The following is a 25,633-nucleotide window of genomic DNA, read 5'->3' on the forward strand; positions in this document are numbered from 1 at the left end:
TTTTTACTCCGTTGCCCACTGGTTCATAATGCTTTGCATATTCATCACCTGATCATCAGATAACGACCAGGCACCAAGCTTGTCGGCGCTTTGTGTCGGTTCAGTGATTTGAACGAGAAGCCAGTCTTGGTCGTACCATTGAATGGCGGAGACGGCTGGAAAAAACGCTCTTCGCTCTTTGTTGTTCATTGCCCCAAGAATAGGGAGTAAAGATCGAGGGTCATAGAAGCGAAAGAGCGTTTCTGCCCCGTCACGATCCACGATGAGCCTCTGACGAAGAGAGGTCAGAAGCACTTGATCTGACAGGTCTTGCTCAGTAAACAATACGCACCCACAAGGACATTGCGCCATTTGCTGTTGGCATTTATGCAAAGCTTCCTGCTCCAGACAAATCAGCACCGGTCCGGGTGTGACGTGGGTAAATCGAGTCTGCTCGAATAAACGATGTACCATCAATGTAGGTTGAACTTGCTCCAATTGGTGTTGCCAGTCAGGCCAGAGAATAGGCTCTAGTAATGCGTAGGCTTTTTGGTTGTGAGCGATGGCGGAGGTGAATCGATGCTCGACCCTCCAATTCGGATTTAACTGTGCAGTTGGCATGTTTTCCCTTTCCCACATTGACATAATTCTTGTAACACGCCCCCTTCCTCAACCAGGCTTCGATAGGTTGCCGAGGTGATTTCAGGGATAGGCTTCGTTAATAAGGATGGTCCTCTAGGGCGACGAGTATTGACGGCCACATTTTTTACCGAACCTGGCCCCGGGTTAATGTTGACTTTACCGCCTTTGAACGCCACATCAGCACCATCAATTAAAATGGAAGCGCCATAAAACGAAATGGTCCCGCTGCTTAACACCAACCCGGCGGCTCCGACCTGCACTTTAATTTCATCGGCGGCGATGACAGCCGTCTGGCCGTCAGAGCGCACAGAGGTGTTTCCATTGACTTCAACACCGAGATGGTTACCTACCGAAAGTGTGTCGTCGCTGCCAATATCCACTGAACGTGAGGCCACCATAACCTGGGAGAGATTGTCTCCGATATCCGTGGTGTCGTTTTTGCCAATTTGCGTGGTGCGATGATCATCGATCATCAGCTCTCGGTTGTTGGTTATTTTTTCGGACTCATTGGCGTTGTAGGTCACCGTGACGTCTTGCTCAACATGCTCTCTGAAAGTCTGTTTCGTTAGAGAGGTTTTGTGGCCGTCTATCTCTTCTTTGCGGTCTGCGTGTATCTCATTGCTCTGATGGCGCCCCACTTGCAACACTTCGTCTTGACCAATGTCCCGGTAGCGGTTATGAAGCACTTTGTGGCTCATGTCTTTTTGTGCCCGAAAGTAGATTTCTTCCTGATTGGCTTCATCTTCAAACGAGAGTTCGTTGTAGCCCTCAGCTTTGTGGCTTTGGGTACGAAAGACGGTGCGGGTTTTGTTTTCCGGTAAGGCGTAAGGGGGATGATGCAACCCGTTATACACAGCCCCGGTGACCAACGGGCGGTCCGGATCCCCTTCAAGGAAAGTGACCACGACCTCGTGGCCAATTCGTGGTAGATAAACAGCGCCCCAGTTGGGGGCGGCCATCGATTGGCTGACCCGCAGCCAGCAACTGGCGTGCTCATCGTGCTGAGCGTATCGGTCCCAATGGAACTGAACTTTAATCCGGCCCAGTTCATCGGTGTAAATCTCTTCCCCGGCCGGGCCGACCACCACGGCGGTTTGCGGGCCATCGACGATGGGAGCACGCATTTTCGGAGCGCGGAAGGTGACGTCTCTGGGCATGCACACCAACTGGTTGTGGTAAGACGTTGGGGCTTCACCGGCCTCTTCTTCATGCACGCGTGGGTTATGACCATGATGCGTGACGGCCATCAGGGTATAGTCCCGGTTAATCGCGCGTCTTGGATGTTGACTGAGTACCATACTGTAACCCGCCGTGAGGCGCATGATGTTGCTGGACGCTTGTATCTGCTCCTGGTCGACATGAAACCCGGATTGCCATTCGTGGGCGCGATGTTGACCGATGGCCGGCGCGACATAACGGCCCGGATAATCGTACAGGGCTAAATCAGTATCGGGGGATGGGCCAACCGCGTTGACCGACTGCGGCGTTTTGGGCGTCAGGTAATGGTAGTCGTTATAGGTGACTTGTCCGGTACGCACGGTATTGATTTGCTCAAGGTCAAACAGGTGCTCCCGGTCAGCCACACCACCGGCGTCACTGTGATACACCAACGGTCCCAGGTAAGACGCATTCAAAGGCGTGCTGGGCAGCTCAGGGATGGCATCGTTGCTGTCAGCGATCACCAGTGTGTGGGTGGCCTCCGAGTGCTCAAAGTAGTACCACAGGCCATGCTCGGCCAGCAGGCGCTGGATAAAATGGCTGTCCGTCTCCCGGTACTGAAGGACGTACTCGTTGACAGGATAGTCCCGGCTGAGCTCAAAACGATAGTCCTCGGCGCCGGCATCATCAAGGACGGCTTTAATGATGTCCGGTGCGCTTTGTGCCTGGAAGATACGACAGTCCTGACGCTGGGTTAAGAACCACAGCTGTGGGACCAGGGTCAGACGATAGCGGGAAAAACGGCGACCTTCGCCCAGATAGCTGACGTCATTAATCAGGCCATGAAAAACACGGGCGACGCCCATGCCCTGGCCATAAAGGGTCAGCACACCGGCCTGACGGCTGAGTTGCGTCATCGTCAACCCGGACTGGGGCGAGAGCACGGTCAGGCTGACTTGAAATGGGCAGGACAAGGCTTCGGTAACCTGGAAACTTTCGACCTTAAAATCCAGCCCTTGGCCAGAGACAACAAATTGAAATTCAACATCACGAGACATGGCAACGACCTTGATAACAACAAACAACAAAAGGCCAAGCGGACGTTGGCCTGCTTATTTCAAAGAGGGTGGCGTTATGCCTCGCGCGGGGCGCGCCAATCATCGTGACCTGATGTACCGCAGTTCTCATGCGTGACTTCAATGGCACGGTACGTAAAGCGCAGCACTTCTTCCGTCACGCGGTCGGCCGTCGCCGCATCCTGACAATGCGCCATGCGGGTGTTCATATCAACCAGCAACGCGTCAATCAGCTTGATGGTGTAGTAGTGCTCTTGCTTGCCCTGCACGGACGTGCGGTAGAAACGGATTTGACACTCTGGCAGCTTCTCGCCAGAGACCAGCGCGTTGAACAGCAGCGGTGAGGTGCGGTCTTGTACTTTAGTCACGACGACGGGTTTATGGACCCGTTGACCAGTAGGCTGTCCACTTTGTGGATCGCGTGGAATGGTGAGGACGTGCTCCAGCTCCTGAATCAAGAACTCATCGACGTGAGCTTCTTGCCAGGTGTTGCCGACAGAGTCGGCGGAGAATGCCTCTTTAGTGATGTGACCTTGGGTTTCACCCTGGATGGACATATAAGCAGGAGTTGGCATTAGTTTACCTTTGATTGATACCAAAAATGAATGATTCTTTTATATCAGTGACTTACAAGGTTTATGCCAGTGTTGTGTACCGATTCTAAATCAATAACTTAGCACCAGTAGGGTTTTGTTGGATAACAGAGTGAACAATTTCTTAGCCAATTTGCCAAAAAGTGGTTCAGACAAACTATTTCTTGTTTCAATTCATGGAAGAATTGCCCTGATGGGTCTCTGGCCACAGGCTTAACGGGTTTAGCATCCACCAATACGTGTGTGATGCAGCGTCAGGTGCTCATGTAACTGCTTATGTGTGATCAGGTTGCTGCATAGGAGGACAAACAAGGTCTTACGTATTCGCCGGAGAGTCGCTCGGTTATGTTGCTGGGTTTCCTTGCCCAACTGGATCAGATGCCAATCGAGCTCTTTGCTTTCATTGAAATCCACATAATGTGAAGATGGGGACCAAACTTTCTCATGCGACATTGTGGTTGTTCCTCTATGCCTCATGTCATGAGCGGATTCTTTATCACGCTCTCCATCTCGGCAGGATGGACTAAGATATGCGCTTGATGCGTTTCAGCATTCCACTCTTTCATCTCAGCTATGAATCGACCATGAGCGTTCACTGAGTTGATAAGCTCGGAGGCTTGGTTTGACTGAATCAACATCGAAAGCGCGACTTGTTTATGCTTCTGAGCAAAATTGTGTTCGATTTGCTCCTCAAGCATGTAAAGTCATGAAAACAAGAAACATTGGCTCGAAAACCGTGAAAAGAATTATTGCTGAACGAGAAAAAAGACATACAATTAGACATAGTGTATACGTTTGTTATGACACAATTAAGTATTGTTAGTTAAGGGATTTTACTCAGTGAAACACGAATGAATACTTTGTTTACTGTATGCTCTGAAAAATTCGCCTTTTTGTTATTTTCAAGCTGGCACCACAGGTGCCCGATCGGAAATCACCGCGCCATCTTTAATGGTGATCACGCGCCGGGTCCGCTCTGCCAAAGCGTTGTCGTGGGTCACGATGATCAATGTCCTGCCTTGCTGGTGAAGTTGATTGAACAACGCCTCGATCTCCGCTCCCGATTTTGAATCCAAAGCTCCGGTAGGTTCATCAGCCAGAATAATGTGTGGATCGTTCACCAGTGCCCTCGCGATCGCCACACGTTGCTTTTGTCCGCCTGACAGCTGATTCGGTTTGTGATCCAGCCTGTCACCCAGCCCGACCAGCTCAAGTAAGCGGGCAGCACGAGCACGTCGTTCTTTCGCTTTAACTCCGGAGTACACCAGCGGCAAGGCCACGTTGTCCAGCGCGCTCGCGTATTCCAGCAAATTGAAACTCTGGAATACAAAGCCAATTTTCTGATTGCGAATCGATGCCAGCGCATTAGCACTCAGCGCCGAAACATCCTGTCCATCCAGATAATATTCACCGTTCGTCGGCTGATCCAGACATCCCAGCACATTCATCAGCGTGGACTTTCCCGATCCTGACGGGCCAAGGATCGCCAGAAATTCGCCCGGCGCTATCGTCAGATCAACCCCATCCAGTGCGCGGACTTCGGTTTCACCGCTAGCGTAGTACTTACAGATATTGTTGAGCCTGACCAAAGGTTTGTCGGATAACATCATGATTTTTCGTTCAACTTTTTATTCACTTTGCAGTGCCTGCAACGGCGTAATACTGGCGGCACGATTTGCCGGTAGCCAGGCTGCAGCAACACCAATCACCAGTAGTGTCGCGATCACAATCGCCACCACCAGCCAGGACAACTCGGGAATAGGTTTACCCAGTTGCTCGTAAAACACGTTTCCGTCCAGATTCACCGCTCCGATTGCCGATACCATGGCGTAAGTCACTCCAAGTCCCATCACCCCACCCAACATCATGGTCAGCATGGACTGAATCAGATAGTGCAGCCGGATAGCTGTTGGGGTCGCCCCAACCGCCATACGCACACCGATGTCGCGGGTAGAGCGCTTCACGGTGGCATACATCACGTTGGCAATACCCACGCCTGCTACAGCCAGCGTAACGAAACCGATGATGCCAAGAAAGCTTTGTAAACCAACCAGAAACTGCTGCATGCTTTTTTGTTTTAAAAACATATCGTCGATTTGCACAGCCTGTTCGTCGGCCACACTGGCTCCATGTTTACGCGCCAGGCTCTGACGTAAGGTCGCAGCCAAAACCAACCGATCGGCATGCTGACTTGGCTGGACATTGATCGCGCCGATATCACCATTTGTATGAAAACGTTGCCAGGTCGACAAAGGCACAAAACTAGAGTAGTTCACCGGATCGCCCCATTCGATATCCGCACTGTTTTTGGCCAGTACCCCAATCACGGTAAACTCTTCCGATCCGAGTTTGACTTTTTGACCCACCGGGTTCACTTTTAACTTCACCGCATCAAACCAATTAAACGCTTCATTTGGGTTAAACAGATCCGCCGCGCTGGCATAACCCAACACGATCACCTTACGTTGCTCTTTTTGATCGAGCGGATTAAACCAGCGGCTGCCGGGCATCATCTTCAGTCTGGTCATGGTCGCATATTCCGTCGGAACCGCGATCGGGTTGCGCCACGTTCCCCGGTCACCAACGGAAAGTCGCTCATCCCATTCTGCGCTCGGCAGCGCAGTGAGTACCGCTGGTAACGCCTGCAACGCGGCGCTATCATCAACCTTGAGTTTGAGCGGTTGTCCCTCATGAAACACGCCGTTGTCGATACTCGCCATCCCACCCGTTACATACAAGAGATTGCCATTGCCATTTTGGATCGTGCGGATAACACTCAGGCGGATCCCCTCTCCAACCGCGAGCATAGACGCAATGCACAACGTCGCCCAGGTGACAGCGAGAACCGTCAGCGTCAGGCGCAGTTTCTCAGCGGCCATTTCCTGAATAATTTGTCGCATCGGTAACAACATCGTCACACCCTCGCACTCAAAGCCACGACCGGCGTCAGTCTCGACGCACGGCGGGCCGGAAAATACGACGCCATCAAAGCCAGTGCGACAGTGACGAGCATGGAAACACCAATCGAACCTAGCGTGATCACCGGGGTTCCCATCCAGTCCGGTAGTGATAGTTGAACCAGTAAATGAACCGTCCCTGCGGCGACTAGCAAGCCTGTCAAAGTACCGACAACGACGAGAGTGAGCCCTTCGGCAAGGAACTGAATCATGACTGAGTTTTGCGTTGCGCCGATGGCCAACCGAACCCCAATTTCACGGGTTCGCTCCGTCACCGAAAGGAACATAATATTAGCGACCCCTAACGCGCCGACAGCCATGGTCATCGCCCCGCTGGCGGCGAGAAATAACTGGATCCCGCGTAATATCCCGTTGATCACATCCGCGCCATCACTAAGATCGGGCAGATGAATAGCGTCCGTATCACTAGGGTCGAAATGCAGCTGACCCGCGAAATAACGCAACAGGTTCTGGCGCAACAGAGGGCCATTGATCTCCTGTGCGGGCTTAACCAGCAGCAACCCTGGTTTGTCATTCCAGATATCCAGATAGGTGGTTATTGGGATCAACACACGACGCTGATCGCCAAAGGAGATCCCCGAATTTTCATCACTGAGTACACCAATGATGTAAAACGGGATACCCTTGACCTTAATCCTGTCCCCAACCGTCAGTTTGCCCATCTGAGCAATCTGGTTACCGACTATCGCAACACGGGTGTGGTTATTGAGATCCGAGGGGGTAAATCTCCTGCCTCCCGGCTTCAGAGTTAGCTGCGCTAACGACAAATATGCGTCATCGGTACCGCCAACATTAGACGTGAGGGTCTGACCTTTGCCGTTAGTGACGGCCGCATCCCACTGTTCGTACATCAGCGCCAGTTTAGAAACGTACCCAGTTTGCATCAGACGGTTAGCCTGCTCCGCGGAGATTTGAATCGTCCGCCGTGCCGCGAATCCCTGCCATGGTTTACCGGTTTGAGAAGGTGCCACAATCTGAGTGCTGTTGGTCAGTAGAGCAAAAGCCGCACTCTGTTGGCGATAAAAACCTTCTCCCAACGCCATCAGAACCACCACAGAAATCACACCCCAGGATATGGCAATCACGGCCAGCGCACTTTTCATTCGGTGTGCCGTTAATGTCTGTCCGGTTTGTTGCAGCACGTTGATCATGAACGCAATGCTCCGGAAATCATGCTGATGGTGTTATCGTCTAGTTTACCGGCGGCTTGTAACAGGCCAATACGCTGACGCCAGTAGCCATACAAGTTCTGCTGCAGACTGTTTCTGGCCGTAAACAAATCGTTGTGTGCATCAATAACGTCCGAGGCTTGCGCCATCCCCGCGTCATACAGTGTTTCTTTACTACTCAGCACTCGAGCACGGTAATCAACCAACTCTTTGGCCATCAGCACTTGTTGCCAGTTGAGCCTGACTTGCTCGAATTGTTGTTGAATGCGTTTTTGAATGTCGATCTCCACTTTGCGAACATCTTGCTTAGCACTGAGAACCGTCAATGATGCCTGATCCACTTTAGCCCGAGTCGCACCGTTTAAATCAATCGGCACAGTCAATGATAGACCGGCACTGAACTCGCCCTCTGAACGTCGATCGCCGTCCTGATAACCAAGGTTCCCCGTCAATTTCGGGTAATAACCGCCTTGTGCGACCTTTCTCGCGACTTCGCTAACCTTGAGTTTCTGCATCGCCACCAGCAATTCGGGGCTGTTATCTTTGGCCAGTTTCAACCACTCGGTTTTGGTGCTGACCAGCATGGCAGGTTCCACCAGCGTATCGGTCTGAATCTCATCCACGTGTTCGGGCAGACGGTCTATCAGCGCCGCCAATTCAGCGCGCTTTTCTTCCAGTCTCGACTGGGCACTGAGAATCGCCGCTTTTTCCGAGATCTGGTTGGCACGCATATCTTCGATGTCAATCGACTTCGTCTTACCCGCCCGGTAGCGCTTCTCAGAGATCCGCAGCAGCTTATCGCCTTCCGCCAGTTTGTTCTGTGCCAGTTGTAGGTCACCTTGAGCGCTGGCCACATCCAGGTATGCACTGATGAGCTGTTGAGCCAGCGCATTGTGTTCTTTTGACAATTCCAGCTCGGAGGCGACGTAGCTGGCCTGTGCCTGATCCAAACCGGACCATAGCGTGCTGTCCCAGATAGTCTGAGTAATGTCCGCCCCATAACTGGTTGCGTTTCGGTGATTGTCATTCCAGCTTGTGGACGCCGTAGCATTCATCGAAGGCAATAACGCACTGCGACTCTCGGAAACTTGCACTTCACCGGCACGAACTCCGATCTTTGCCTGCTCATACGATGGATCGTACTGTTTCGCCGCCTGCCAGGCCTCTTCAATCGACAGGGCATAACTTGGCATGGCCAACAACCCCACTGACATTACCAGCATGCCTCGCACCGGGCGCCAAATTTTGTTACCCATGCACTGCGTCCATCATGCTGTTGTCAATGATCTGCTCATCCAGACTGACGCCTTCAATGACTTCCACCTGAATACCGTCCGACAAACCGAGTTTTACCGGCTGGGAGTGAAAGCCCTGTTCAGAGTTATCCGGGATCAGGACGGTGGGCGTGTCCCCTTCAAACTTCAATGCACGCTCTGGCAACGTCAGAACATTCTGTGCCTGTTTGAGGGTGATTTTCGCGGTAGAGGAAAAACCGGAACGTAGCGTGACGGTATCCGGTATTTGCAGGTTGGCCACTTCCACCTCAAAGCCGTTATCAAAGCTCTTGGCTGAGGTGTCTGCCGGAGCATTGAGGTTTTCCGACTGAATCGCGACCTTGGTCAGTGTGCCGTGTATTTCGAAATCCGGAAACGGCGCTACCGTCAACACGACCGGCATACCCGGAGTTAACTGCGCAGCATCATGTTCGCTGACACTGCCTTTAAAAACCATGCTGTTCATGTCCGCCAGCGACATCATTTCTGTCGCCGCCTGACTGGATTCAGTCGAAATAATCGGTTCACCCACTTCGACTTTACGATTCAGTACCGTACCGTCAATCGGCGCATAAATGGTCGACGTCAGTTTGGAGTTGCCCACCGAGGCTTCCCCACTTTGAATCAGTTCCAGATTCTGGCGTTTTTGTAACACGTCAGCTCTTGCGGATTTCACCTCTGATCGGGCGGTGACATACTCGTCATAATTACGCGGAATGATATTCTGTTTGATCAGGCTCTCCAGATTGGCCAATTTCTGACGTGCCGATTCTAAATCCGCGTCACTGCGCATCAGCGCAGTAGAGGCTTCTGTCAAAGCTTGGGGCGTCGGATTTGGACGCACTTTTATCAGAGCCTGACCTTGTGTCACTTTCTGCCCAACTTGGACGTATATTTCACCCACAATGCCATCAATTTGTGATTTGATTGATACCGAGTGCGCGGGCACGATTTTACCCACCGCAATGGCTTGTTTTTCAACACTGCCTTTTTCTACACCAATGGTCGGAAAGGGTTGAGGTGTAGAGCCGGAGTTAACATAAAGAGACACACCACCGCCGACAATGCTGGCCGCTATCAGCGAGAGGATCCAGGGTTTGGACATGAATGACTTCCATCTACGATTAAGGCTGTAGCCATCTGACTACGTCAGGATTGTTAAGTTCCGTCCAATAATACAGTGTACAAATCCACCCCAGCCATAGATTTAATGTATGGATTTGTATTTACAATACGCGTAAAACAAAAAGGGAAGCGTTACGCTTCCCTTCTCTACTCAAGCCACATTTAACCGAGCATGGCTTGACGATTTTTACTCATCGGACGAATACGTCGAATCGCCACTGCACGATGCTGTTTCTTTTTAATCTGGATATGACACAGCTCCAGAATCAAACCAAACGCCATCGCAAAATACACGTAACCTTTGTTGACATGGATGCCAAAGCCTTCCGCCATCAACAAGCCACCGAGCAGCACCAGAAACAGCAACGCCAGTGTTTTGAAGCCCGGGTAACGAGTCACCAGGTTATTGATCTTTTCTGCGGTCATCGCCATTACCACTGCCGACGCCAGAATCGCCGCGACCATCACGGGAACATCTGAAGTCAGGCCGACAGCAGTGATCACCGAGTCCATCGAAAACACCGCGTCAACAGCAACAATCTGTAGCAACACGACCGCCAGTCCGGTACGAACTCGAGTGGAGTGCGCAGACTCGACATGCATCAACCACGACCAAAGTTCCTTAGCACTTTTGGCCAATAGGAAGGCACCACCCAGGATCATAATCGTGTCGCGTCCGGTAAAGGTCATACTGGCGACAGACCATAATGGTTGAGTTAAAGACATCACCCAGGATATCGAAAAGACCAACACGATACGCGCCATGACAGCTAAAGCAATACCCAGATTACGTGCAGTTCGACGTTGATAAGCGGGAAGTCGTTCACACAGCACCGAGATAAACACTACGTTGTCGACGCCCAAGACAATTTCAAGGACAAACAAAGTAGCAAATACGGCCAGAATTTCGGGTTGTAAGAAGAGTTCTAACATGATTCAGCCTCCGCATATAAGGAAGCCGAGAAGAAGTGAAGTCGCCTGAAGGGGTCGTCCATTGAGTTTTTTATACCTCTGTTACTTAGGGATCCGTAGTAAATCACCCTAGTGAAACTAAGGCAATAGTGGCAAGTGTAACAATTTATGACAAAAGAAAACCCCACCAAGCTCTCGCCTGGTGGGGTCGGTTCTTACTCGCAGCAATCCGGCTACTTTAGGTGCTCCCTGCATCTATTCCCTGATAGTAAGCTGCATCCTTCAGCACTTTCCGTATCATCGCCTTCCTAGCGGTGTCCTTTATCTGTCTTCCTGACAGACGTGCCTCAGTCCTTGAAGTTGTCCATTAACCTTCCGTAGTGTAACCATCCTAGTTACTGAGCTTCCAGCCAATGTCCTTCGCTTTCCTTGCCAATCATTCATCCTGAATAATCGAATCTTCTTCCTGAAGATGACCAATCCATGGGTCTTTCCTGTTCCGTGTCGGCATCCTGCTGACACCTTCAAGATTAGGCGCTGGAGATTTTTCGACAACTCAGACTTCTCACAAACTCAGTCGAACAAAAAACCACCACCAACAAATAAGCTTTAAAATACAACAACTTAATAAATTACAACGCCTATGTCTGGTAAAAATAACGATGTAGTCTCACGCCTTTGTAAGAGATCTCGCACAAGAACTTGAGCAAATTCACCCATCAGGATGCTGCCCTCAACCAAAAACGCAGTGACGCACTTCACAGTCTTTTATCTGCTGCCGCCTTGTACTCATGACCTGAGTGTCTATTTTTCTGGACTCAAGCCAAATAAATTAGGATATTATTGCTGAATTCAATCACAGCAATCACAACGCCGCTAATTCAGAGGAACGACGAATGATTTCGAAATGGGCACAACGCTTTTACCAAATGGCAAAACTTGTTGGCTCCTGGAGTAAAGACCCTTCCACACAAGTGGGTGCCGTCATTACTAAACAAAACCGAATTGTATCCGTTGGCTTTAACGGCTACCCGCACGGTATCTCAGACAGCGCCAATACCGACGATCGGGATATGAAATATCTGAAAACTTTGCACGCTGAGGAAAATGCGATTCTGTTCGCCAAACGAGATTTGGATGGCTGTGAAATCTGGGTTACACATTTTCCATGTCCGAACTGTGCCGCCAAAATCATCCAAACCGGCATTTCGGCCGTACACTGCCCCGAGCAAACGGAAGATTTTCTCTCTCGCTGGGGAGATAAGATTATGGTGAGTCAGGAAATGTTTCTTCAGGCTGGCGTGAAAGTCAATTGGCTTCCCTTAAGCGATCTTGAACACATTGACGTCTGATCAATTCACTGTGTCGAAAAGGCTCCTTAACGGAGCCTTTTTCATCTCAACGAGTAGAAATTAGATTTGCACAGCTGAAAACCTCGCCTCTCAAAGCGCCAAAACACTCTTTTTTGCTCGCCATAACCACTTCCAGTAAAACGAGGCTAATTGCGCTCATTCATGTTCACTAAAAAAGCGTAATTTGTGACACAAGCCAAACCTCAATTCCACACACTTACACCAATTACAAAAGATACTGAGAAATGAGTATTTTTTAACAAAAAATAAGTTTGCAGTTCTGAAATTGTCAATAGCCGCCAGTCATTGAAAAACACGGTAAATAGGTTGTCTTTCCGCGCTTATCCAGCAAAAACCACCAGAATTAATTTTTCTAGCAGAATAAGATGTTAGCCATTACAATCCTGCCACATAAAAATTACAACAGAATTACAGATTCTAATAACCCTCTGCTCACCTCCCCCTACAACTACCAGGTCAGCAGAGTCAGCCCATAATGTGAAAGGTCCTATACATACGATGAGTCCAGAGAAACACCTTCTTGACTGGCAAACCAGCCAAACGATTGCTGAATCCATTTGTCCCCTGATTGGCCAGCTTTATCGACAAAAAGGCGTAGAAGTTATCCTGTTTGGAAAAACGCTGATTAACGCTACCACCATCGATATCATCAAAGCACACCGCGTCGCCCGCCGTTACACCGGTACTCCTCTTTCTGCTGAGCAAACTCAACCAATTATCCAATGTCTGAGCGAAATGGAACTGTCTCCTTGTCGAATCGATATTGGTCAGCTTGCTCACCAATACTGGAATGGACGCGACGATGCACACGGTATTAAAGACTTTATTCACACTGCACTGGTCGGTGCCATGAATGGCCAAACCGTGTCTGAGCCTCGTGACGTTGTGCTGTACGGTTTCGGCCGCATCGGCCGTCTGCTCAGCCGTCTGCTGATTGAAAAAAGTGGCCCTGGTTACCCGCTTCGCTTACGCGCCATTGTGGTTCGCGGTGGCAAGAAAGGGGATCTGGAGAAACGTGCCAGCCTGCTGCGTCGTGACTCAGTTCACGGTCAGTTCAACGGCAGCATCATTGTCGATGAAGAACGTAAAGCCATCATCGCAAATGGCAACTACATCCAGATTATTTATGCCAACAAGCCAGAAGACGTCGACTACACCGCTTACGGCATCAACAATGCACTGATCGTTGATAACACAGGTGTTTGGCGCGATTCAGAAGGTTTGAGCCAGCATCTGCAAAGTAAAGGCGCGGCGAAAGTACTGCTGACGGCGCCAGGCAAGGGCGATATCAAGAATGTGGTCTTTGGTGTGAACGACAACGTGATTGGTGAAGATGACACCATCATTTCAGCCGCTAGCTGTACTACCAACGCCATCACTCCTGTTCTGAAAGCGATGAACGACAAATACGGCGTGCTTTCAGGTCACATTGAAACGGTGCACTCGTTCACCAACGATCAGAATCTGATCGATAACTTCCACTCTGGTGAACGCCGTGGCCGCAGTGCATCACTGAACATGGTTCTGACCTCGACTGGCGCCGCCAAAGCGGTTGCAAAAGCACTACCCGAACTCGCGGGCAAACTTACGGGCAACGCAATCCGGGTACCAACGCCTAATGTGTCTATGGCCGTTGCGAACCTGAACCTGGAAAAAGGGACAGACAAAGACGAGCTGAACGAATTCCTGCGTGGTATGGCGTTAAACTCTTCGTTGTCCGCTCAGATTGACTACACCGACTCAACCGAAATCGTATCCAGTGACCTGGTGGGCTCTCGCCATGCCGGTGTGGTTGACGGTGCGGCCACGATCGCTCAGGACAACCGCTGCGTACTGTACATCTGGTACGACAACGAGTTCGGTTACAGCTGCCAGGTAGTGCATTGTATGGAACAGATGATGGGTGTGCGCTACAAAACGTATCCATCGGCATAAATTTAAGACTCCACAACACTAAAACTATAAACCTACTTTCCCCATACTTGCCGCCCTACTTCATTGAAGGGCGGCTTTTTTGTTTTTCTGAACAGCGTTCATCTTTGGTTCATCTTGACCCTGATAATCTGAACCTGTAGATAGAGAGGTACGTATTATGAGTAGACTTATCGTCACGTTTCTGACAATTATCACCGGCTTTTTTGCTCTGGTTGCCAGCCTGATTATGATTATCCCGCTGACGATCGCCGCGCTGATCACCGGACGACGTATCCGGAAAGAGATGCAAAACTATCAATTCGCCACAGAGCAGAACGCCGTTATTGAAGGCGAATATGAAGAAGTTCCGAAAAAATAGACCAGCGATACTCTCCCGCATCAAACGACATATTTTACCGGCAGCGTTCCTACTTGGCGCTGCCGGCTTAGTGACATCCGCAATAAGCGGATGTAGCAGCAGTCCGGAACACCCGAGTTATTCCAGTGCACCATCGCTGCCCCCTTATAATCAGGCCACATTCAACGAGTACGTCGACGAAACGCGTCAGTGGCTCGAACAACATCGCTTTTTTATCAGCGATGATCATGCACGCGAAATCGCATTGAACCTGCCTCATGAATATCGTCCAGACACACCCAATGGTGAAGCGGTGCTGTTGGTGCATGGACTGGGAGATTCACCTTACTCCTTTGATGATATTGCCCGACACCTGGCCACCAAAGGCTATTTGGTGCGCACGATTCTATTGCCAGGTCACGGTTCGAAAGTCGGCGATCTGATGCTTCCATCCGAACAGGATTGGCAGGGCGTAGTGCATCACCACACCCAGTTGCTCAAGCAAGAGTCCGATAAAATCTGGCTGGGCGGCTATTCCACTGGTGCCAATTTGGTGACCACTGAAGCCTTACAAGATGCAAGTATCCAGGGTTTGCTGTTATTTTCTCCGGCGTTTAAGCCCGGCAATGACATTGTCTCCTGGGCCGAAATCGCCAGTTGGTTTATGACATGGGCGGATCAGGATCCAGAAGACAATTACCTGCGTTACAATTCACTGCCAATGAACGGTGCCGTTGTCTACTATCAGACTTCAGAAACCGTGCGCAACCAACTGGCACAAACACGCTTTGAGCGGCCAGTATTTATGATCATGAGTGAAAGTGACAGCGTGATCAGCACCGACTATGCGATGAACACCTTTACCAACAAAATGCCCAATCCCGGCAATGTACTGGTTTGGCAAGGGGAAACGCCCTTGGCCGATCAGCGGGCCGTACGTTTTAGCATGAGGATTCCACATCTGCGGATTTCTAATGGCTCCCATATGGGGCTACTGTTTTCACCGGAAAATCCCGAATATGGTATGAACGGCCACAATATGATCTGCAGCAATGGTCAGGATGAAGAGTTGCAACGGCTGTGTGCGCAAGACAAAGAAGTCTGGTACTCAGCATGGGGTTATCGTGAGCCAGGGAAGATACATGCCCGCTTAACCTATAACCCCTACTTTGAGCAAAGCATGACGCTGCTGGATAAAGTCATGAGTACGCCAACACCAGCTCGATACGTCGGACGCTCGCTTCACGTGCAATAAGCCCCTCGCGGGGCTTATTTGTTCATTGCGTTTGTTCTTGAAAAACACTTTGTAGCGCATCGCTTACCATTTGGTGATCGTCGAGTTGAGCGAGGCCAGAAACCGTCACCACCCCAACCAACCCAGATCCCGCAATTCGAATCGGAAACGAGCCACCATGAGCACAATATTGCGCGGCATCGATATGCGGCTGCGTTTCAAACTCGCGCTGCTTTTGCGCGTTGTACAGCGACAGGTAGTAGGAACTGCGGCCATAGCGCAGCACCGAATTGCGTTTGCGGCGCATCCAATCGAGATGATCCGCACACGTGCCCGGCATGGCGTATTGAAATAGTGTTTGACCAAAACCATACACTTCGATCGCCACCGCGACTTGCTGGCTTTCCGCCATCTGCTTGAGCGCACAGCCCAATTGCCACGCCACATCGTGGTTAAAATGACTCAGTTGCAGCACCTCTTCTTGCTGCGCAATCTCGGCCAGTGTCAGGCTCATAACTTCACCTGCAACGTTTGACCCGTTTTGCTGCTCTCCAGCGCCATTTCAATCAGCGCGATGTTTTGCAACGCCTGCTCTGGCGGCACCGGGTTGGCCGTGCCGAGACGAATCGCATCCGCCACACCTTTGAAATAGAGCTGATAGCCGCCCAGTTCCGTCGGAATGGTTTGTGATCCCGTTTCGCTGTGCAGCTGACCATACAGTGACGCCTCTTCCTGCGACCATTGCGGACTGTCCGGTTGCTTGCCTTCTTTGAGGTAGGTTTCCTGTGGATCGAGGCCGTATTTCTCATACTTCGCCAGGCTGCCCAGCACTTTGTAGCGCAGGTTCGGCTCTGGGCTGTAGAGGTTTGAATGCAGGTGCACCAAATGATTTGGATAGTGCAAGATCAGGTTGTAGTAATCGATGGTGGTGGCGCCCGGGCGCATCATGCGGCACTGCGCATTGATCGCCTGTGGCAAACCAAACAAAGCCAGCGCCTGGTCGAGCAGGTGCGGCGCCAAATCAAACAAAATACCACCGCCATCTTGCGCCAGTTCACGCCAGCGCTGACGAATTTGTGGACGGTAGCGGTCGAAGTGAGATTCAAACAGTTTGATGTCACCCAAACGACCTTCCGCCATCAGCTTTTGCAGGGTGAGGAAATCGCCATCCCAACGACGGTTATGGAACACGCTCAGCGTTAAGCCTTTTCCCGCCGCCAACGCAATCAGCTCTTCACCATCTTCAATGCGGGTCACGAACGGCTTTTCAACGATCACATGCTTGCCATTTTGCAGCGCGCGTTTGGCCAGCGGGTAATGCACATCGTTCGGCGCGGTGATGATCACCAGCTCCGCATCGCTGTTGTCCAGCAGATCATTGGCATCGCCAAACCATTGCGCGCTCGGCCAATCGGCCGCGACTGCGGCTTGTTGGCTGGAACTGATCGCACTCAGCGTTAGCTCAGGCAGCGCGTTGATGAAAGGCAAGTGAAAGGTTTTCGCCGAATAGCCGTAGCCAATCACGGCGGTTTTTACCGGAGCGTAAGTCATATCAAAACTGTCCTTCTGGTGCGGTCGCCACAACACACTGAATGTCGTGACGGTCAAATAATTCTTGCAGTGCTTGCGCGGGGGGCGCGTCGGTGATCACCATGTCAATCGCCGCCACATCACACACGTGATGGAAATTCTCGGTGCCCATTTTGTGTTGTTCGCACACCAAAATGATCTGCTGCGCTTGCGCCATCATCGCGCGTTTCATCGACGCTTCTTGTTCATCATTGGTGGTCAGGCCACGCTCAGACAGCGCGCACACGCCAATAAACGCCTTGTTGACGTGATAGCCAGCCATTTGCTGTTCAGCCTGCGCGCCTAAAATAGCGCGGCTGTACGGGTCAAAATGACCGCCCAACAGATGCACCACATGCGAAGAGCCCTCTTCAACCTGAGCCAGCGTGTTAACCGAGTTGGTCACGATGGTCGCGGGCGCCGCCAGATAACCGGGGACGAGGGCCAACGTAGTGCTGGTATCAAGCACAATGTAGTCCTGTGCATCCACCAGCGATGCCGCGCACTGTGCCAACGCGTGCTTGGCCCTGCTAACCGTTTTGGCCGAGAACGGCTCGCTTTTCGGCGACACCGGAGCCAACATCGCACCACCACGAATGCGCTGAATGCCCGGCAGCTGGGTGAGTTTCACCAGATCGCGCCGCGCGGAATCACGCGAAACGCCAAACTGATCGCAGATATCGGTCGCGGTAATTTTCCCCTGCTGCTTCATCAGGGTTTGTAAGTGAATCAGGCGCTCTTCCTGGGTCATAAACTTAAAATCACGTAAGTCATTTTAAGTTATTCTAAACTTATTGTTCTAAATGTCACGGGAAATCTTCCTCATGCAGACCACCCCATTCACCGCCATAAAGCCAAAATCACTAACAAGTAAAAAATCAATTACACTTTTTTTACATTTCCAATGTATGATGAATCACATCAAAATAATGAGGACAAACCTATGAGCAGCGGACAACGCAACATCACATTACGGTTTCTGGCAGAACCCGGTGATGTAAACTTTGGCGGCAAGGTCCACGGCGGCGCTGTCATGAAGTGGATTGACCTGGCCGCGTATGCCTGTTCAGCCGCCTGGAGTGGCAAGTACTGCATTACCGCCTACGCCGGCGGAATCCGGTTTGTGGCTCCGATCCATGTCGGCAACCTGGTTGAAGTCAGTGCAAAAGTCATTTACACCGGAACTACCTCTATGCACATCGCTATCGATGTTCAGGCCAGCGATCCCAAAGAGATGAAAAATCGTCTTACCACGCATTGTATCGTGATCATGGTGGCGGTTGATGAGGCTGGTAAGCCAACGCGTATTCCGGAGTGGGTGCCACAAAGTGAGGAAGACATCGCCCTGCAGCAGTCTGCCATTCGCCTGATGAACATGCGCAAAAAGATTGGCGAAGAGATGGAAGCGCACGTCAAATACCTGAAGTAAAGTCATGTTTAACGCGTTTTATTTGTAATCGTTTACCTCTGTCATTTTTCTTTCATCTTTGTTTGATTTAATCCGCGGTTCATTACTGCGCAAAGGCAGGAAAAGACAGAGGAATCCTGATTGAGCCTGAACACCACACTGAGCGCCGATACGCTGGCCAACCCCAAATCGGTGGAGTATCAATGGGTACGGACGATGTACGTCGAAGGCTACGACGCACAGGCAATCAATCATTACATCCGCACCTGCTTCGGCGGCGATGACATTTTCGCCGATCTGTTTCGCAAAGTGGCGTTACAACAAGAGAGTATCTACGTGCTGCTTCAATACGTCGGGTGTGCTCCTTCCAGCCGCGAGTTCTGATCGCCCTCGTTTTCTGCTACAGTTGCTCCTTTCTCACAAACGCAACTATTCTCAATATACACTGCGTTAATCCTATGAATATGAGCAAGTTATCTGCAAATTTTCACTTGGATTTAACTATCCAGGTGGACAACTACACTATATTGACGCCTGATATAATCAACCTAACCAAATGGAAGCGATGATGGAAGGTGCTCAACCTATTGAATCACCTCATAAAAAGATTGAGAGCACGACCTCTCAGCACCTGATTGCTTGCGAAGAATGTGGTCTGGTTGTCGATATTCCCGCCGTCGCAGCAGGACAAAAAGCTCAATGCCCGCGTTGTCATCATACGTTACTGAAACAACCGACCAACCCGTATCAACGCCCGATTGCTTATGCAATCACGTGCCTTATTACGTTGATTCTCAGCGTCTCGTTTCCTTTTATGTCGTTCAGTGTCAAGGGCCTCACACAAGAGATCACGTTGCTGCATTCGGTCAAGATGCTGGAGCAGTTTCAAAACTCGCTACTCGCCTCGCTGCTACTGGCAACGGTTATCGTACTGCCGGCGATTTACATCTGTTGCCTGCTTTATTTACACCTAAAAGCCCTGCATTTTCGTCGTCATCCACCAAACCCAAAGCAGAGGCACACCACTAAACTCATCTGCCGGGTTCTGTTTCAGGTTGAACCCTGGTTGATGGTGGATGTGTTTCTGATCGGTGTACTGGTCAGCCTGATCAAAATCGCGTCTCTGGCAGACATTGGCATGGGCACCTCCTTCTGGGCGTTTTGTGTCTATACCGTCTTGGTCGTGAAATGCATCTCCATGGTTGACAAAAGTTGGTTGTGGGATCAGTTCATTCCAAGCATCCCGGTTGACCACGTCTGCGATGGTGACAGCCACCTCTCGGCCAATCATGTCAGTTGTCATGTTTGTCATCAGATCAATCCGCTCGACGAACAACGTCACAGTCGTTGCGTCCGCTGTGGCAGCCGCACACACAAATATGACCCATCCGGAAATCTGCAGAAAGCCTGGGCACTGCTGATCGCCTCTGCGATTTTTTATGTGCCGGCCAACCTGTATCCGATGATGTATACCGTAAGCTTGGGCCACAGTGAAGGTTCCACCATCCTCGGGGGGGTGATTCTGCTATGGCAACTAGGCTCCTATCCCATTGCGATGGTGATTTTCTTAGCCAGTATTTTTATTCCATTAGCCAAAATGCTCACCTTAGCCTGGCTGTTTGTCACCGCAAAAAACATGCACAAGCACCCGCGGCAGGAAAGCATCACCCGCTTAAAAGCGTATCGTATTACTGAGTTTATCGGCCGTTGGTCGATGATTGATATTTTCGTGGTAGCCATTCTGGTCGCACTGGTTCAGCTCCACAACCTGATGGCCATTTATCCGGGTCCGGCCGCCCTTTCTTTCGCTGCTGTCGTGATATGCACCATGCTCTCCGCGATGGTATTTGACCCGCGCATGCTCTGGCAACGTACGCCAACGCACGTTCAGCAGCCTATTGATCTTGTGAACGAGAAAACCAACGATGAGTGAAGAGAAAAAAACCTCGGCTAACGTTCAACCGCAACGGCACATTTCCACTATCTGGATCATTCCGATCCTGGCTTTGGCAATGGGTGCCTGGATGTTGTACCAACACATCACCAGCACTGGCCCGGAAATCACGTTAAAAATGAAGACGGCCGAAGGTATTGAAGTGGGCAAAACAGAGATTCGCTCTCTGAACGTGAAAGTTGGTACCGTCACTGAGGTCACGTTAAGCCACAACTACGATTACATCCTAGTCACCGCTCGCATGAACAAAGACGCAGAACGGATGCTGAAAAAAGACACCCTGTTCTGGGTCGTTAAACCGCGTATTGGCCGGGATGGCGTGTCTGGCCTGGAGACCCTGCTCTCCGGAGCCTATATCCAACTTCAGCCCGGCCACGAGAAAGAAAAACGCGAAGAATTTACCGTACTTGACGTCCCGCCAGTGGCACCGCCGGACGCCAAAGGATTAAGGGTCGTTCTGAGCAATCAGGAAGCGGGCAAGCTGTCCGTGGGTGACCCGGTGATCTACAAAGGCTTCACTGTCGGGCGTGTTGAGAGCACCAGCTTTGACGTCAACACGCAAAAAGCCCTCTATCAACTGTTCATTTTTGAGCCCTACGACAGCCTGGTCCGCACCCGATCCCATTTCTGGTTGTCATCGGGGGTAGACTTGCAGCTCAATGCCGAAGGTTTCAACCTGAGATTCGGTTCACTGGAAAGTTTGTTGACTGGCGGCGTGACCTTCGATGTACCGCGAGGTATGGACTCGGGCCAGCCCGTCACAAAGCAGATGCGTCGCTACCGCCTGTTTGACGATCACAAACAGGTCCGAGAAGGCCTTTACGACGAATACTTGGAATTCGTGATGTTGTTTGATGAATCGGTGCGCGGCCTCAGAGCCCGTGCTCCCGTGGAATACCGTGGGATCCGCATCGGTACCGTGATGCGCGTTCCAATGCGCATGCCGACTCCGGATGAGGACTTCTCTGCCACCCAAATTCCTGTTCTGGTGCGCATTGAACTGGGGCGTGTCTACGACTCGTTTGAACAAGTGCCAGTCGAGATCCTCAAAACCAAGTTACGTGAAGAGTTCAAACGGGGCCTGCGCGCCACCCTCAAAACGGGCAGCTTGTTGACGGGGGCTCTGTATATTGATGCGGATTTCTATCCGAAGGATCAGGCAAATCAACCAGAGTCATTTGAAGGCTACGATGTGTTTCCGACCAGGCAAGGCGGCTTTGCCGAAGTGCAAAAACAAGTCACCGACTTGCTGCAAAAACTGAACGATCTGCCGTTGGACGATACGCTCAACTCTCTGAACGCCACGTTGGAAACCTCAGAGAAAACCCTGGCATCAGCCGAACGCGTCGCCGCCAGCCTGGATACTTTGCTCAAGCAGAAAGACACTCAGGCGCTGCCAAAAGACATTCGCGACAGTCTTAAACAGATCCAGGATACCCTCAATGGCTTTGGACCAAACTCGCCAATGTATTCCGAGCTGCAGTCTGCGCTGGGTCAGTTTGAACAAGTCATGACAGAGTTTAAGCCTGTATTGCGTCAGTTAAATGAAAAGCCGAACTCTCTGGTGTTTGGTGATGAAAAAGCACAGGACCCTGTGCCGGCGAAAGGACAGAAATAATGAAAAAATGGTTAGTTTTCAGCTTAGTTGCACTGGCAGGCTGCAGCGCAACACCACCCGCCAGTCAGTTGTATGTGTTGCCCGCCCCTGAAGCCACGGTCAGGGCTCCACAAACCGCTCCGATCCTAGTTGTTCGGCCAGTCGAACTGGCGCCTTATCTGGACAGCGCCGGGTTGGTTTACCGCACCTCTGACACTCAGGTGATCCAAACTAAGCAGAACTTGTGGGCACAAAACCTGTCAGCCCAGTTAACGCAACGCCTGGTGGCGGACTTACGCAGCAAACAAAGTCAGTACTGGCCAGTGCAACTGAACCCGGTGATGACAAGCCGTGGTCAACCTATGCTGCTAGTGCGCGTCGAACAGTTCAATGGTTCGTATACAGGCAACGCTGATATCAGCGGGGAGTGGACACTGGTTGACGCTGAAGGACAGATTCAGCAGACCCAGGCTTTTCGTCACAGCGTCCCCCTCGACTCAGAAGGCTATCCGGCATTGGTGGAAGCATTGGCGCAAGGCTTTCAGCAAGTCACCAGCCAGATTGCGCAAACCCTATAACTACTCACGTCAAGCTATACAAAGAGGGCCTGGCGCCCTCTTTTGCTTTCCTACCGACATAAAAAAACCCAAGCGGAAGCCCGGGTTTTGGTTACAAAAAACTGTTAGTCGTTGGATAGTAAGGAATCAGAGCTAACAGCCAGCTATGCGTAACGCCAGAACTGCTCTTACAAACCAGCTGATCGGCGGCCAAACCAAAAGTGCTGGATGAAGAAACAAAATGGGCGACCTTACGGTCGCCCTTATTCTTATTATCCTTTCACACCGCCGGCGGTAAGTCCTCCGACTAACCAGCGCTGCGCAAGTAAGAATACGACGGTTATTGGCAATGCAGACAATACTGCTGCGGCTGCAAAATCCCCCCACAGATAGTTCTGAGGGTATAAATACTGCTGCATACCAACCGCTAAGGTGTATGAGTTTACATCAGAAAGAAGCAAAGATGCTACCGGAACCTCACCCACAACCATGATAAATGACAAGATGAATACCACCGCCAGAATCGGTACAGACAGCGGTAACAGCACCAGTCTGAAGGCTTGCCATGGTGTTGCGCCATCCAGAGCGGCCGCTTCTTCCAACGAACCATCAATGGTCTCGAAGTAACCCTTAATCGTCCAGACGTGCAGTGCGATCCCACCTAAATACGAGAAGATCAGGCCGCCATGCGTGTTCAAACCAAGGAAAGGAATGTACTGACCGAGCTTATCAAACAAGGCATAAATCGCTACCAGCGCCAACACTGCCGGAAACATCTGAAAGATCATCATCGCTTTCAGGATAGTGTTTTTGCCTTTGAACTTCATCCGTGCAAACGCATACGCTGAAGTCGTCGACAAGGTCACAATCAGAACCGATGTAATGCCTGCAACTTTAATTGAGTTCCACAGCCAGGTCAGTACCGGGAACGGCGGCGGCGTCACGGTGCCATCCGCATTTTCGACAGCCATACCTAACGCCAGTTTCCAGTGCTCAAGCGACGGATTATCCGGGATCAGGCTGCCAGTGGCGAAGTTACCCTCACGGAAGGAGATCGCAATTACCATCAGCAGCGGAAATATGATCAGTGACAGGAACGTCCACATCGCGATGTGAGTCGCCCAGACACGGTATTTTAATGATTTACCTTGTACCATTGCCATTTCGGAATCTCCTTAATCCTGAGCTACTTTGGTCACACGCAGGTTGAGTAGCGCCAGCGCCCCCACCAGCAGGAAGATCAGCGTGGCGATAGCACTTGCCAGACCAAAGTCCTGACCACCAGCACCTTCAAACGCAATCCGATAGGTGTAGTTCACTAACAGATCGGTATAGCCAGCGGGCTCAGACGTCCCAATCATGTTCGGGCCACCCGCCGTCAACAACTGAATAAGAACAAAGTTGTTAAAGTTGAACGCAAAGCTGGCAATCAACAGTGGCGTCAGCGGTTTGATCATCAGCGGCAGCGTAATGCGAGTGAAGTTAGAGATGAAGTTCGACCCGTCGATCGCCGACGCTTCATATAAGTCTTCAGGAATCGCTTTCAGCAGTCCCATACACAAGATCATCATGTACGGAAAACCCAGCCAGGTATTCACAATGAGCACCATGGTTTTTGCCAGGAACGGATCGGAAAACCATGCCGGGCTCAGGCCAAAAATGGACTCCAGAACCATGTTGATCTCACCAAAGCTTTGGTTAAATAAACCTTTAAAGATCAGAATCGAGATAAACGCTGGCACTGCGTAGGGCAGAATTAACAGCACACGGTAGACCGAGCGGCCTTTCAGCTCCTCCCACTGGACGACACTGGCCAGAACCAGACCGATCACACCGGTAAAAATCACTGTCAAAACAGAAAATACGATGGTCCAGATAAAGATGCTGATGAACGGCTCTTTGATACCGTCGTCTTTCCATACACGTTCAAAGTTGTGGGTGCCCACCCCCACAATGAAGCCAGGCGAAACGGTTGAACCGACAAACTCACCCTGTTCATTCACTGGCTGGTAATAGCCTTCATCCCTGTTCGGCTTGAGCGTTTCACCGGTGCGATTGTTCAGCAGGGTTTCTCCGTCGCCCTGCAACGTGTACAAAGGCACCACCGCGGCGAACTTACGCAGGCCACTCATGCGAATATCGTCGCCATCAGGCATGTGCAGATCCACTTGCCCCAGAGCACTGCGGTTTTTGACGATGGTTTTAATTTGCTCTTTGTCACCATCAACTGACGTTACAGGCGTCAGATCCAAATCCGATACATTCAAACCGTCCAATTGGAACGTTGGCGTCGCCAGCAATTGCTCACCATCATTAATGACGATACGATGGCCCTGCTCTGTTTTGTACAGTGTGAACGGATAACTTTCCCCACTCTGATAGGTTCTGTCGAGCAACACTGACTGCGCACGCTCGAACGACAACTGGTTTTTGGCACTGTAATTAGTAAACGCAAGACCGACGGTATACGCCAACGGAAAAAGGATGAACAAAATCATGCCCGCGATGCCTGGATAGATATAGCGGTGCGCGTACGTTTTCTTGCTGCCGAAGATAAACAGAGCCAGTGCGGTGATGATTAACGTAAGAAGCGCGAAAGCAATCTCACCACGTGAATACATGAGAATGGTGGCGTAGCCATTTACAATACCGACGGTGGCTAAAAGCGACCATTTGATCAATGTACTTTTGCTTGTCGGTAAGTTCGTCGATGATGATGTCATAGCATCTGTACCTTGAACTGACTGCATAAAGGAACCTGCT

At 50.9% G+C, this 25,633-nt stretch carries 24 protein-coding genes and 1 pseudogene; 9 read left to right on the top strand and 16 right to left on the bottom strand.

Going from position 1 to position 25,633, the window contains the following annotated elements; genetic code table 11:
- Window positions 1-3 precede the first annotated feature (3 nt).
- From CAG64_RS19590 to CAG64_RS19640, 11 genes and pseudogenes are all read right to left on the bottom strand, one after another.
- A complete protein-coding gene (locus tag CAG64_RS19590; protein ID WP_161448461.1) occupies window positions 4-600 on the bottom strand; it encodes a DUF4123 domain-containing protein in 597 nt (198 codons plus the stop codon).
- Entirely contained in the window at window positions 582-2,837 is a 2,256-nt protein-coding gene (locus CAG64_RS19595) for a type VI secretion system Vgr family protein (RefSeq protein ID WP_161448463.1), read from the bottom strand. Before CAG64_RS19595 ends, CAG64_RS19590 begins: the two co-directional genes overlap by 19 nt.
- Before the next feature lie 74 nt (window positions 2,838-2,911).
- The gene (locus CAG64_RS19600; protein WP_161448465.1) at window positions 2,912-3,430 is read right to left on the bottom strand and encodes an Hcp family type VI secretion system effector; all 519 of its coding nucleotides are present in this window, start codon (window positions 3,428-3,430) and stop codon (window positions 2,912-2,914) included.
- A gap of 240 nt (window positions 3,431-3,670) precedes the next feature.
- The gene (locus CAG64_RS19605) at window positions 3,671-3,901 is read right to left on the bottom strand and encodes a hypothetical protein (RefSeq protein WP_161448467.1); all 231 of its coding nucleotides are present in this window, start codon (window positions 3,899-3,901) and stop codon (window positions 3,671-3,673) included.
- A gap of 20 nt (window positions 3,902-3,921) precedes the next feature.
- Window positions 3,922-4,152: pseudogene (locus CAG64_RS19610) on the bottom strand (hypothetical protein); the annotation flags it as partial.
- A gap of 198 nt (window positions 4,153-4,350) precedes the next feature.
- Complete coding sequence (locus tag CAG64_RS19615; RefSeq protein ID WP_272924824.1) at window positions 4,351-5,058, bottom strand: ABC transporter ATP-binding protein; 708 nt, start codon at window positions 5,056-5,058, stop codon at window positions 4,351-4,353.
- Between the two features lie 18 nt (window positions 5,059-5,076).
- Window positions 5,077-6,360: an ABC transporter permease gene (locus CAG64_RS19620; protein ID WP_161448469.1), complete on the bottom strand. Its 1,284-nt coding sequence runs from the start codon at window positions 6,358-6,360 to the stop codon at window positions 5,077-5,079.
- Between the two features lie 2 nt (window positions 6,361-6,362).
- Window positions 6,363-7,577 carry an ABC transporter permease gene (locus CAG64_RS19625; RefSeq protein WP_161448471.1) on the bottom strand — a complete coding sequence of 405 codons (1,215 nt, stop codon included), beginning with the start codon at window positions 7,575-7,577 and terminating at the stop codon, window positions 6,363-6,365.
- The gene (locus tag CAG64_RS19630; protein ID WP_237668146.1) at window positions 7,574-8,851 is read right to left on the bottom strand and encodes a TolC family protein; all 1,278 of its coding nucleotides are present in this window, start codon (window positions 8,849-8,851) and stop codon (window positions 7,574-7,576) included. Before CAG64_RS19630 ends, CAG64_RS19625 begins: the two co-directional genes overlap by 4 nt.
- Window positions 8,844-9,974: an efflux RND transporter periplasmic adaptor subunit gene (locus tag CAG64_RS19635; protein WP_161448473.1), complete on the bottom strand. Its 1,131-nt coding sequence runs from the start codon at window positions 9,972-9,974 to the stop codon at window positions 8,844-8,846. The genes CAG64_RS19630 and CAG64_RS19635 overlap by 8 nt, the downstream gene beginning before the upstream one ends.
- Before the next feature lie 182 nt (window positions 9,975-10,156).
- Window positions 10,157-10,927, bottom strand: coding sequence for a TerC family protein (locus CAG64_RS19640; RefSeq protein ID WP_161448475.1), 771 nt, complete (start codon window positions 10,925-10,927; stop codon window positions 10,157-10,159).
- An 875-nt stretch (window positions 10,928-11,802) separates the two neighbouring features.
- Here CAG64_RS19640 and CAG64_RS19645 point away from each other — a divergent pair.
- From CAG64_RS19645 to CAG64_RS19660, 4 genes are all read left to right on the top strand, one after another.
- A complete protein-coding gene (locus CAG64_RS19645; RefSeq protein ID WP_021704893.1) occupies window positions 11,803-12,258 on the top strand; it encodes a dCMP deaminase family protein in 456 nt (151 codons plus the stop codon).
- A 519-nt stretch (window positions 12,259-12,777) separates the two neighbouring features.
- Complete coding sequence (locus tag CAG64_RS19650; RefSeq protein ID WP_161454089.1) at window positions 12,778-14,214, top strand: glyceraldehyde-3-phosphate dehydrogenase; 1,437 nt, start codon at window positions 12,778-12,780, stop codon at window positions 14,212-14,214.
- A gap of 157 nt (window positions 14,215-14,371) precedes the next feature.
- Complete coding sequence (locus CAG64_RS19655) at window positions 14,372-14,572, top strand: hypothetical protein (protein ID WP_161454090.1); 201 nt, start codon at window positions 14,372-14,374, stop codon at window positions 14,570-14,572.
- Window positions 14,550-15,806 carry an alpha/beta hydrolase gene (locus CAG64_RS19660; protein ID WP_161457462.1) on the top strand — a complete coding sequence of 419 codons (1,257 nt, stop codon included), beginning with the start codon at window positions 14,550-14,552 and terminating at the stop codon, window positions 15,804-15,806. The genes CAG64_RS19655 and CAG64_RS19660 overlap by 23 nt, the downstream gene beginning before the upstream one ends.
- A 22-nt stretch (window positions 15,807-15,828) precedes the next feature.
- Here CAG64_RS19660 and CAG64_RS19665 read toward each other — a convergent pair whose 3' ends face one another.
- The 3 genes from CAG64_RS19665 to CAG64_RS19675 are packed head-to-tail and all read right to left on the bottom strand — an operon-like array spanning window position 15,829 to window position 18,105.
- Complete coding sequence (locus CAG64_RS19665; RefSeq protein WP_161457461.1) at window positions 15,829-16,299, bottom strand: heme-degrading domain-containing protein; 471 nt, start codon at window positions 16,297-16,299, stop codon at window positions 15,829-15,831.
- A complete protein-coding gene (locus tag CAG64_RS19670; RefSeq protein ID WP_161457460.1) occupies window positions 16,296-17,336 on the bottom strand; it encodes an oxidoreductase in 1,041 nt (346 codons plus the stop codon). The genes CAG64_RS19665 and CAG64_RS19670 overlap by 4 nt, the downstream gene beginning before the upstream one ends.
- Window position 17,337: 1 nt before the next feature.
- On the bottom strand, window positions 17,338-18,105 hold the full coding sequence (locus CAG64_RS19675) for a DeoR/GlpR family DNA-binding transcription regulator (RefSeq protein WP_161457459.1): 768 nt from the start codon (window positions 18,103-18,105) through the stop codon (window positions 17,338-17,340).
- A gap of 192 nt (window positions 18,106-18,297) precedes the next feature.
- Here CAG64_RS19675 and CAG64_RS19680 point away from each other — a divergent pair, with 192 nt between their 5' ends.
- The 5 genes from CAG64_RS19680 to CAG64_RS19700 all read left to right on the top strand — a co-directional run bounded on the left by CAG64_RS19680 (window position 18,298) and on the right by CAG64_RS19700 (window position 22,891).
- Complete coding sequence (locus CAG64_RS19680) at window positions 18,298-18,783, top strand: acyl-CoA thioesterase (RefSeq protein ID WP_021704900.1); 486 nt, start codon at window positions 18,298-18,300, stop codon at window positions 18,781-18,783.
- Between the two features lie 120 nt (window positions 18,784-18,903).
- Window positions 18,904-19,146 (top strand): hypothetical protein, encoded by a 243-nt coding sequence (locus CAG64_RS19685; protein WP_161457458.1) that lies wholly within the window; start codon window positions 18,904-18,906, stop codon window positions 19,144-19,146.
- Window positions 19,147-19,330: 184 nt separating this feature from the next.
- Window positions 19,331-20,695 (top strand): paraquat-inducible protein A, encoded by a 1,365-nt coding sequence (locus tag CAG64_RS19690; protein ID WP_161454097.1) that lies wholly within the window; start codon window positions 19,331-19,333, stop codon window positions 20,693-20,695.
- On the top strand, window positions 20,688-22,334 hold the full coding sequence (pqiB, locus tag CAG64_RS19695; RefSeq protein ID WP_021704903.1) for an intermembrane transport protein PqiB: 1,647 nt from the start codon (window positions 20,688-20,690) through the stop codon (window positions 22,332-22,334). The genes CAG64_RS19690 and pqiB overlap by 8 nt, the downstream gene beginning before the upstream one ends.
- Window positions 22,334-22,891, top strand: coding sequence for a PqiC family protein (locus tag CAG64_RS19700; RefSeq protein ID WP_161454095.1), 558 nt, complete (start codon window positions 22,334-22,336; stop codon window positions 22,889-22,891). Before pqiB ends, CAG64_RS19700 begins: the two co-directional genes overlap by 1 nt.
- 251 nt (window positions 22,892-23,142) lie before the next feature.
- Here CAG64_RS19700 and malG read toward each other — a convergent pair whose 3' ends face one another.
- Together malG and malF are read right to left on the bottom strand one after the other, a co-directional pair.
- The gene (malG, locus tag CAG64_RS19705; RefSeq protein ID WP_021704905.1) at window positions 23,143-24,033 is read right to left on the bottom strand and encodes a maltose ABC transporter permease MalG; all 891 of its coding nucleotides are present in this window, start codon (window positions 24,031-24,033) and stop codon (window positions 23,143-23,145) included.
- Between the two features lie 12 nt (window positions 24,034-24,045).
- Complete coding sequence (malF, locus tag CAG64_RS19710; protein WP_161454096.1) at window positions 24,046-25,620, bottom strand: maltose ABC transporter permease MalF; 1,575 nt, start codon at window positions 25,618-25,620, stop codon at window positions 24,046-24,048.
- Between the last annotated feature and the right edge of the window lie 13 nt (window positions 25,621-25,633).

Origin of the sequence: Vibrio sp. V38_P2S17PM301, from assembly GCF_009904845.1 — a bacterium.
GTDB lineage: Bacteria > Pseudomonadota > Gammaproteobacteria > Enterobacterales > Vibrionaceae > Vibrio > Vibrio proteolyticus.

Bases quoted from the DNA above. Each gene is read 5' to 3' on its own strand.
- CAG64_RS19590 (WP_161448461.1), bottom strand. From the start codon at position 600: ATGCCAACTGCACAGTTAAATCCGAATTGGAGGGTCGAGCATCGATTC.
- CAG64_RS19655 (WP_161454090.1), top strand. From the start codon at position 14,372: ATGAGTAGACTTATCGTCACGTTTCTGACAATTATCACCGGCTTTTTT.
- CAG64_RS19635 (WP_161448473.1), bottom strand. From the start codon at position 9,974: ATGTCCAAACCCTGGATCCTCTCGCTGATAGCGGCCAGCATTGTCGGC.
- CAG64_RS19690 (WP_161454097.1), top strand. From the start codon at position 19,331: ATGGAAGGTGCTCAACCTATTGAATCACCTCATAAAAAGATTGAGAGC.
- CAG64_RS19665 (WP_161457461.1), bottom strand. From the start codon at position 16,299: ATGAGCCTGACACTGGCCGAGATTGCGCAGCAAGAAGAGGTGCTGCAA.
- CAG64_RS19640 (WP_161448475.1), bottom strand. From the start codon at position 10,927: ATGTTAGAACTCTTCTTACAACCCGAAATTCTGGCCGTATTTGCTACT.
- CAG64_RS19630 (WP_237668146.1), bottom strand. From the start codon at position 8,851: ATGGGTAACAAAATTTGGCGCCCGGTGCGAGGCATGCTGGTAATGTCA.
- CAG64_RS19605 (WP_161448467.1), bottom strand. From the start codon at position 3,901: ATGTCGCATGAGAAAGTTTGGTCCCCATCTTCACATTATGTGGATTTC.
- malG (WP_021704905.1), bottom strand. From the start codon at position 24,033: ATGGCAATGGTACAAGGTAAATCATTAAAATACCGTGTCTGGGCGACT.
- CAG64_RS19645 (WP_021704893.1), top strand. From the start codon at position 11,803: ATGATTTCGAAATGGGCACAACGCTTTTACCAAATGGCAAAACTTGTT.
- CAG64_RS19680 (WP_021704900.1), top strand. From the start codon at position 18,298: ATGAGCAGCGGACAACGCAACATCACATTACGGTTTCTGGCAGAACCC.
- CAG64_RS19650 (WP_161454089.1), top strand. From the start codon at position 12,778: ATGAGTCCAGAGAAACACCTTCTTGACTGGCAAACCAGCCAAACGATT.
- CAG64_RS19670 (WP_161457460.1), bottom strand. From the start codon at position 17,336: ATGACTTACGCTCCGGTAAAAACCGCCGTGATTGGCTACGGCTATTCG.
- CAG64_RS19700 (WP_161454095.1), top strand. From the start codon at position 22,334: ATGAAAAAATGGTTAGTTTTCAGCTTAGTTGCACTGGCAGGCTGCAGC.
- pqiB (WP_021704903.1), top strand. From the start codon at position 20,688: ATGAGTGAAGAGAAAAAAACCTCGGCTAACGTTCAACCGCAACGGCAC.
- CAG64_RS19620 (WP_161448469.1), bottom strand. From the start codon at position 6,360: ATGTTGTTACCGATGCGACAAATTATTCAGGAAATGGCCGCTGAGAAA.
- CAG64_RS19600 (WP_161448465.1), bottom strand. From the start codon at position 3,430: ATGCCAACTCCTGCTTATATGTCCATCCAGGGTGAAACCCAAGGTCAC.
- CAG64_RS19675 (WP_161457459.1), bottom strand. From the start codon at position 18,105: ATGACCCAGGAAGAGCGCCTGATTCACTTACAAACCCTGATGAAGCAG.
- CAG64_RS19615 (WP_272924824.1), bottom strand. From the start codon at position 5,058: ATGATGTTATCCGACAAACCTTTGGTCAGGCTCAACAATATCTGTAAG.
- malF (WP_161454096.1), bottom strand. From the start codon at position 25,620: ATGCAGTCAGTTCAAGGTACAGATGCTATGACATCATCATCGACGAAC.
- CAG64_RS19660 (WP_161457462.1), top strand. From the start codon at position 14,550: ATGAAGAAGTTCCGAAAAAATAGACCAGCGATACTCTCCCGCATCAAA.
- CAG64_RS19595 (WP_161448463.1), bottom strand. From the start codon at position 2,837: ATGTCTCGTGATGTTGAATTTCAATTTGTTGTCTCTGGCCAAGGGCTG.
- CAG64_RS19625 (WP_161448471.1), bottom strand. From the start codon at position 7,577: ATGATCAACGTGCTGCAACAAACCGGACAGACATTAACGGCACACCGA.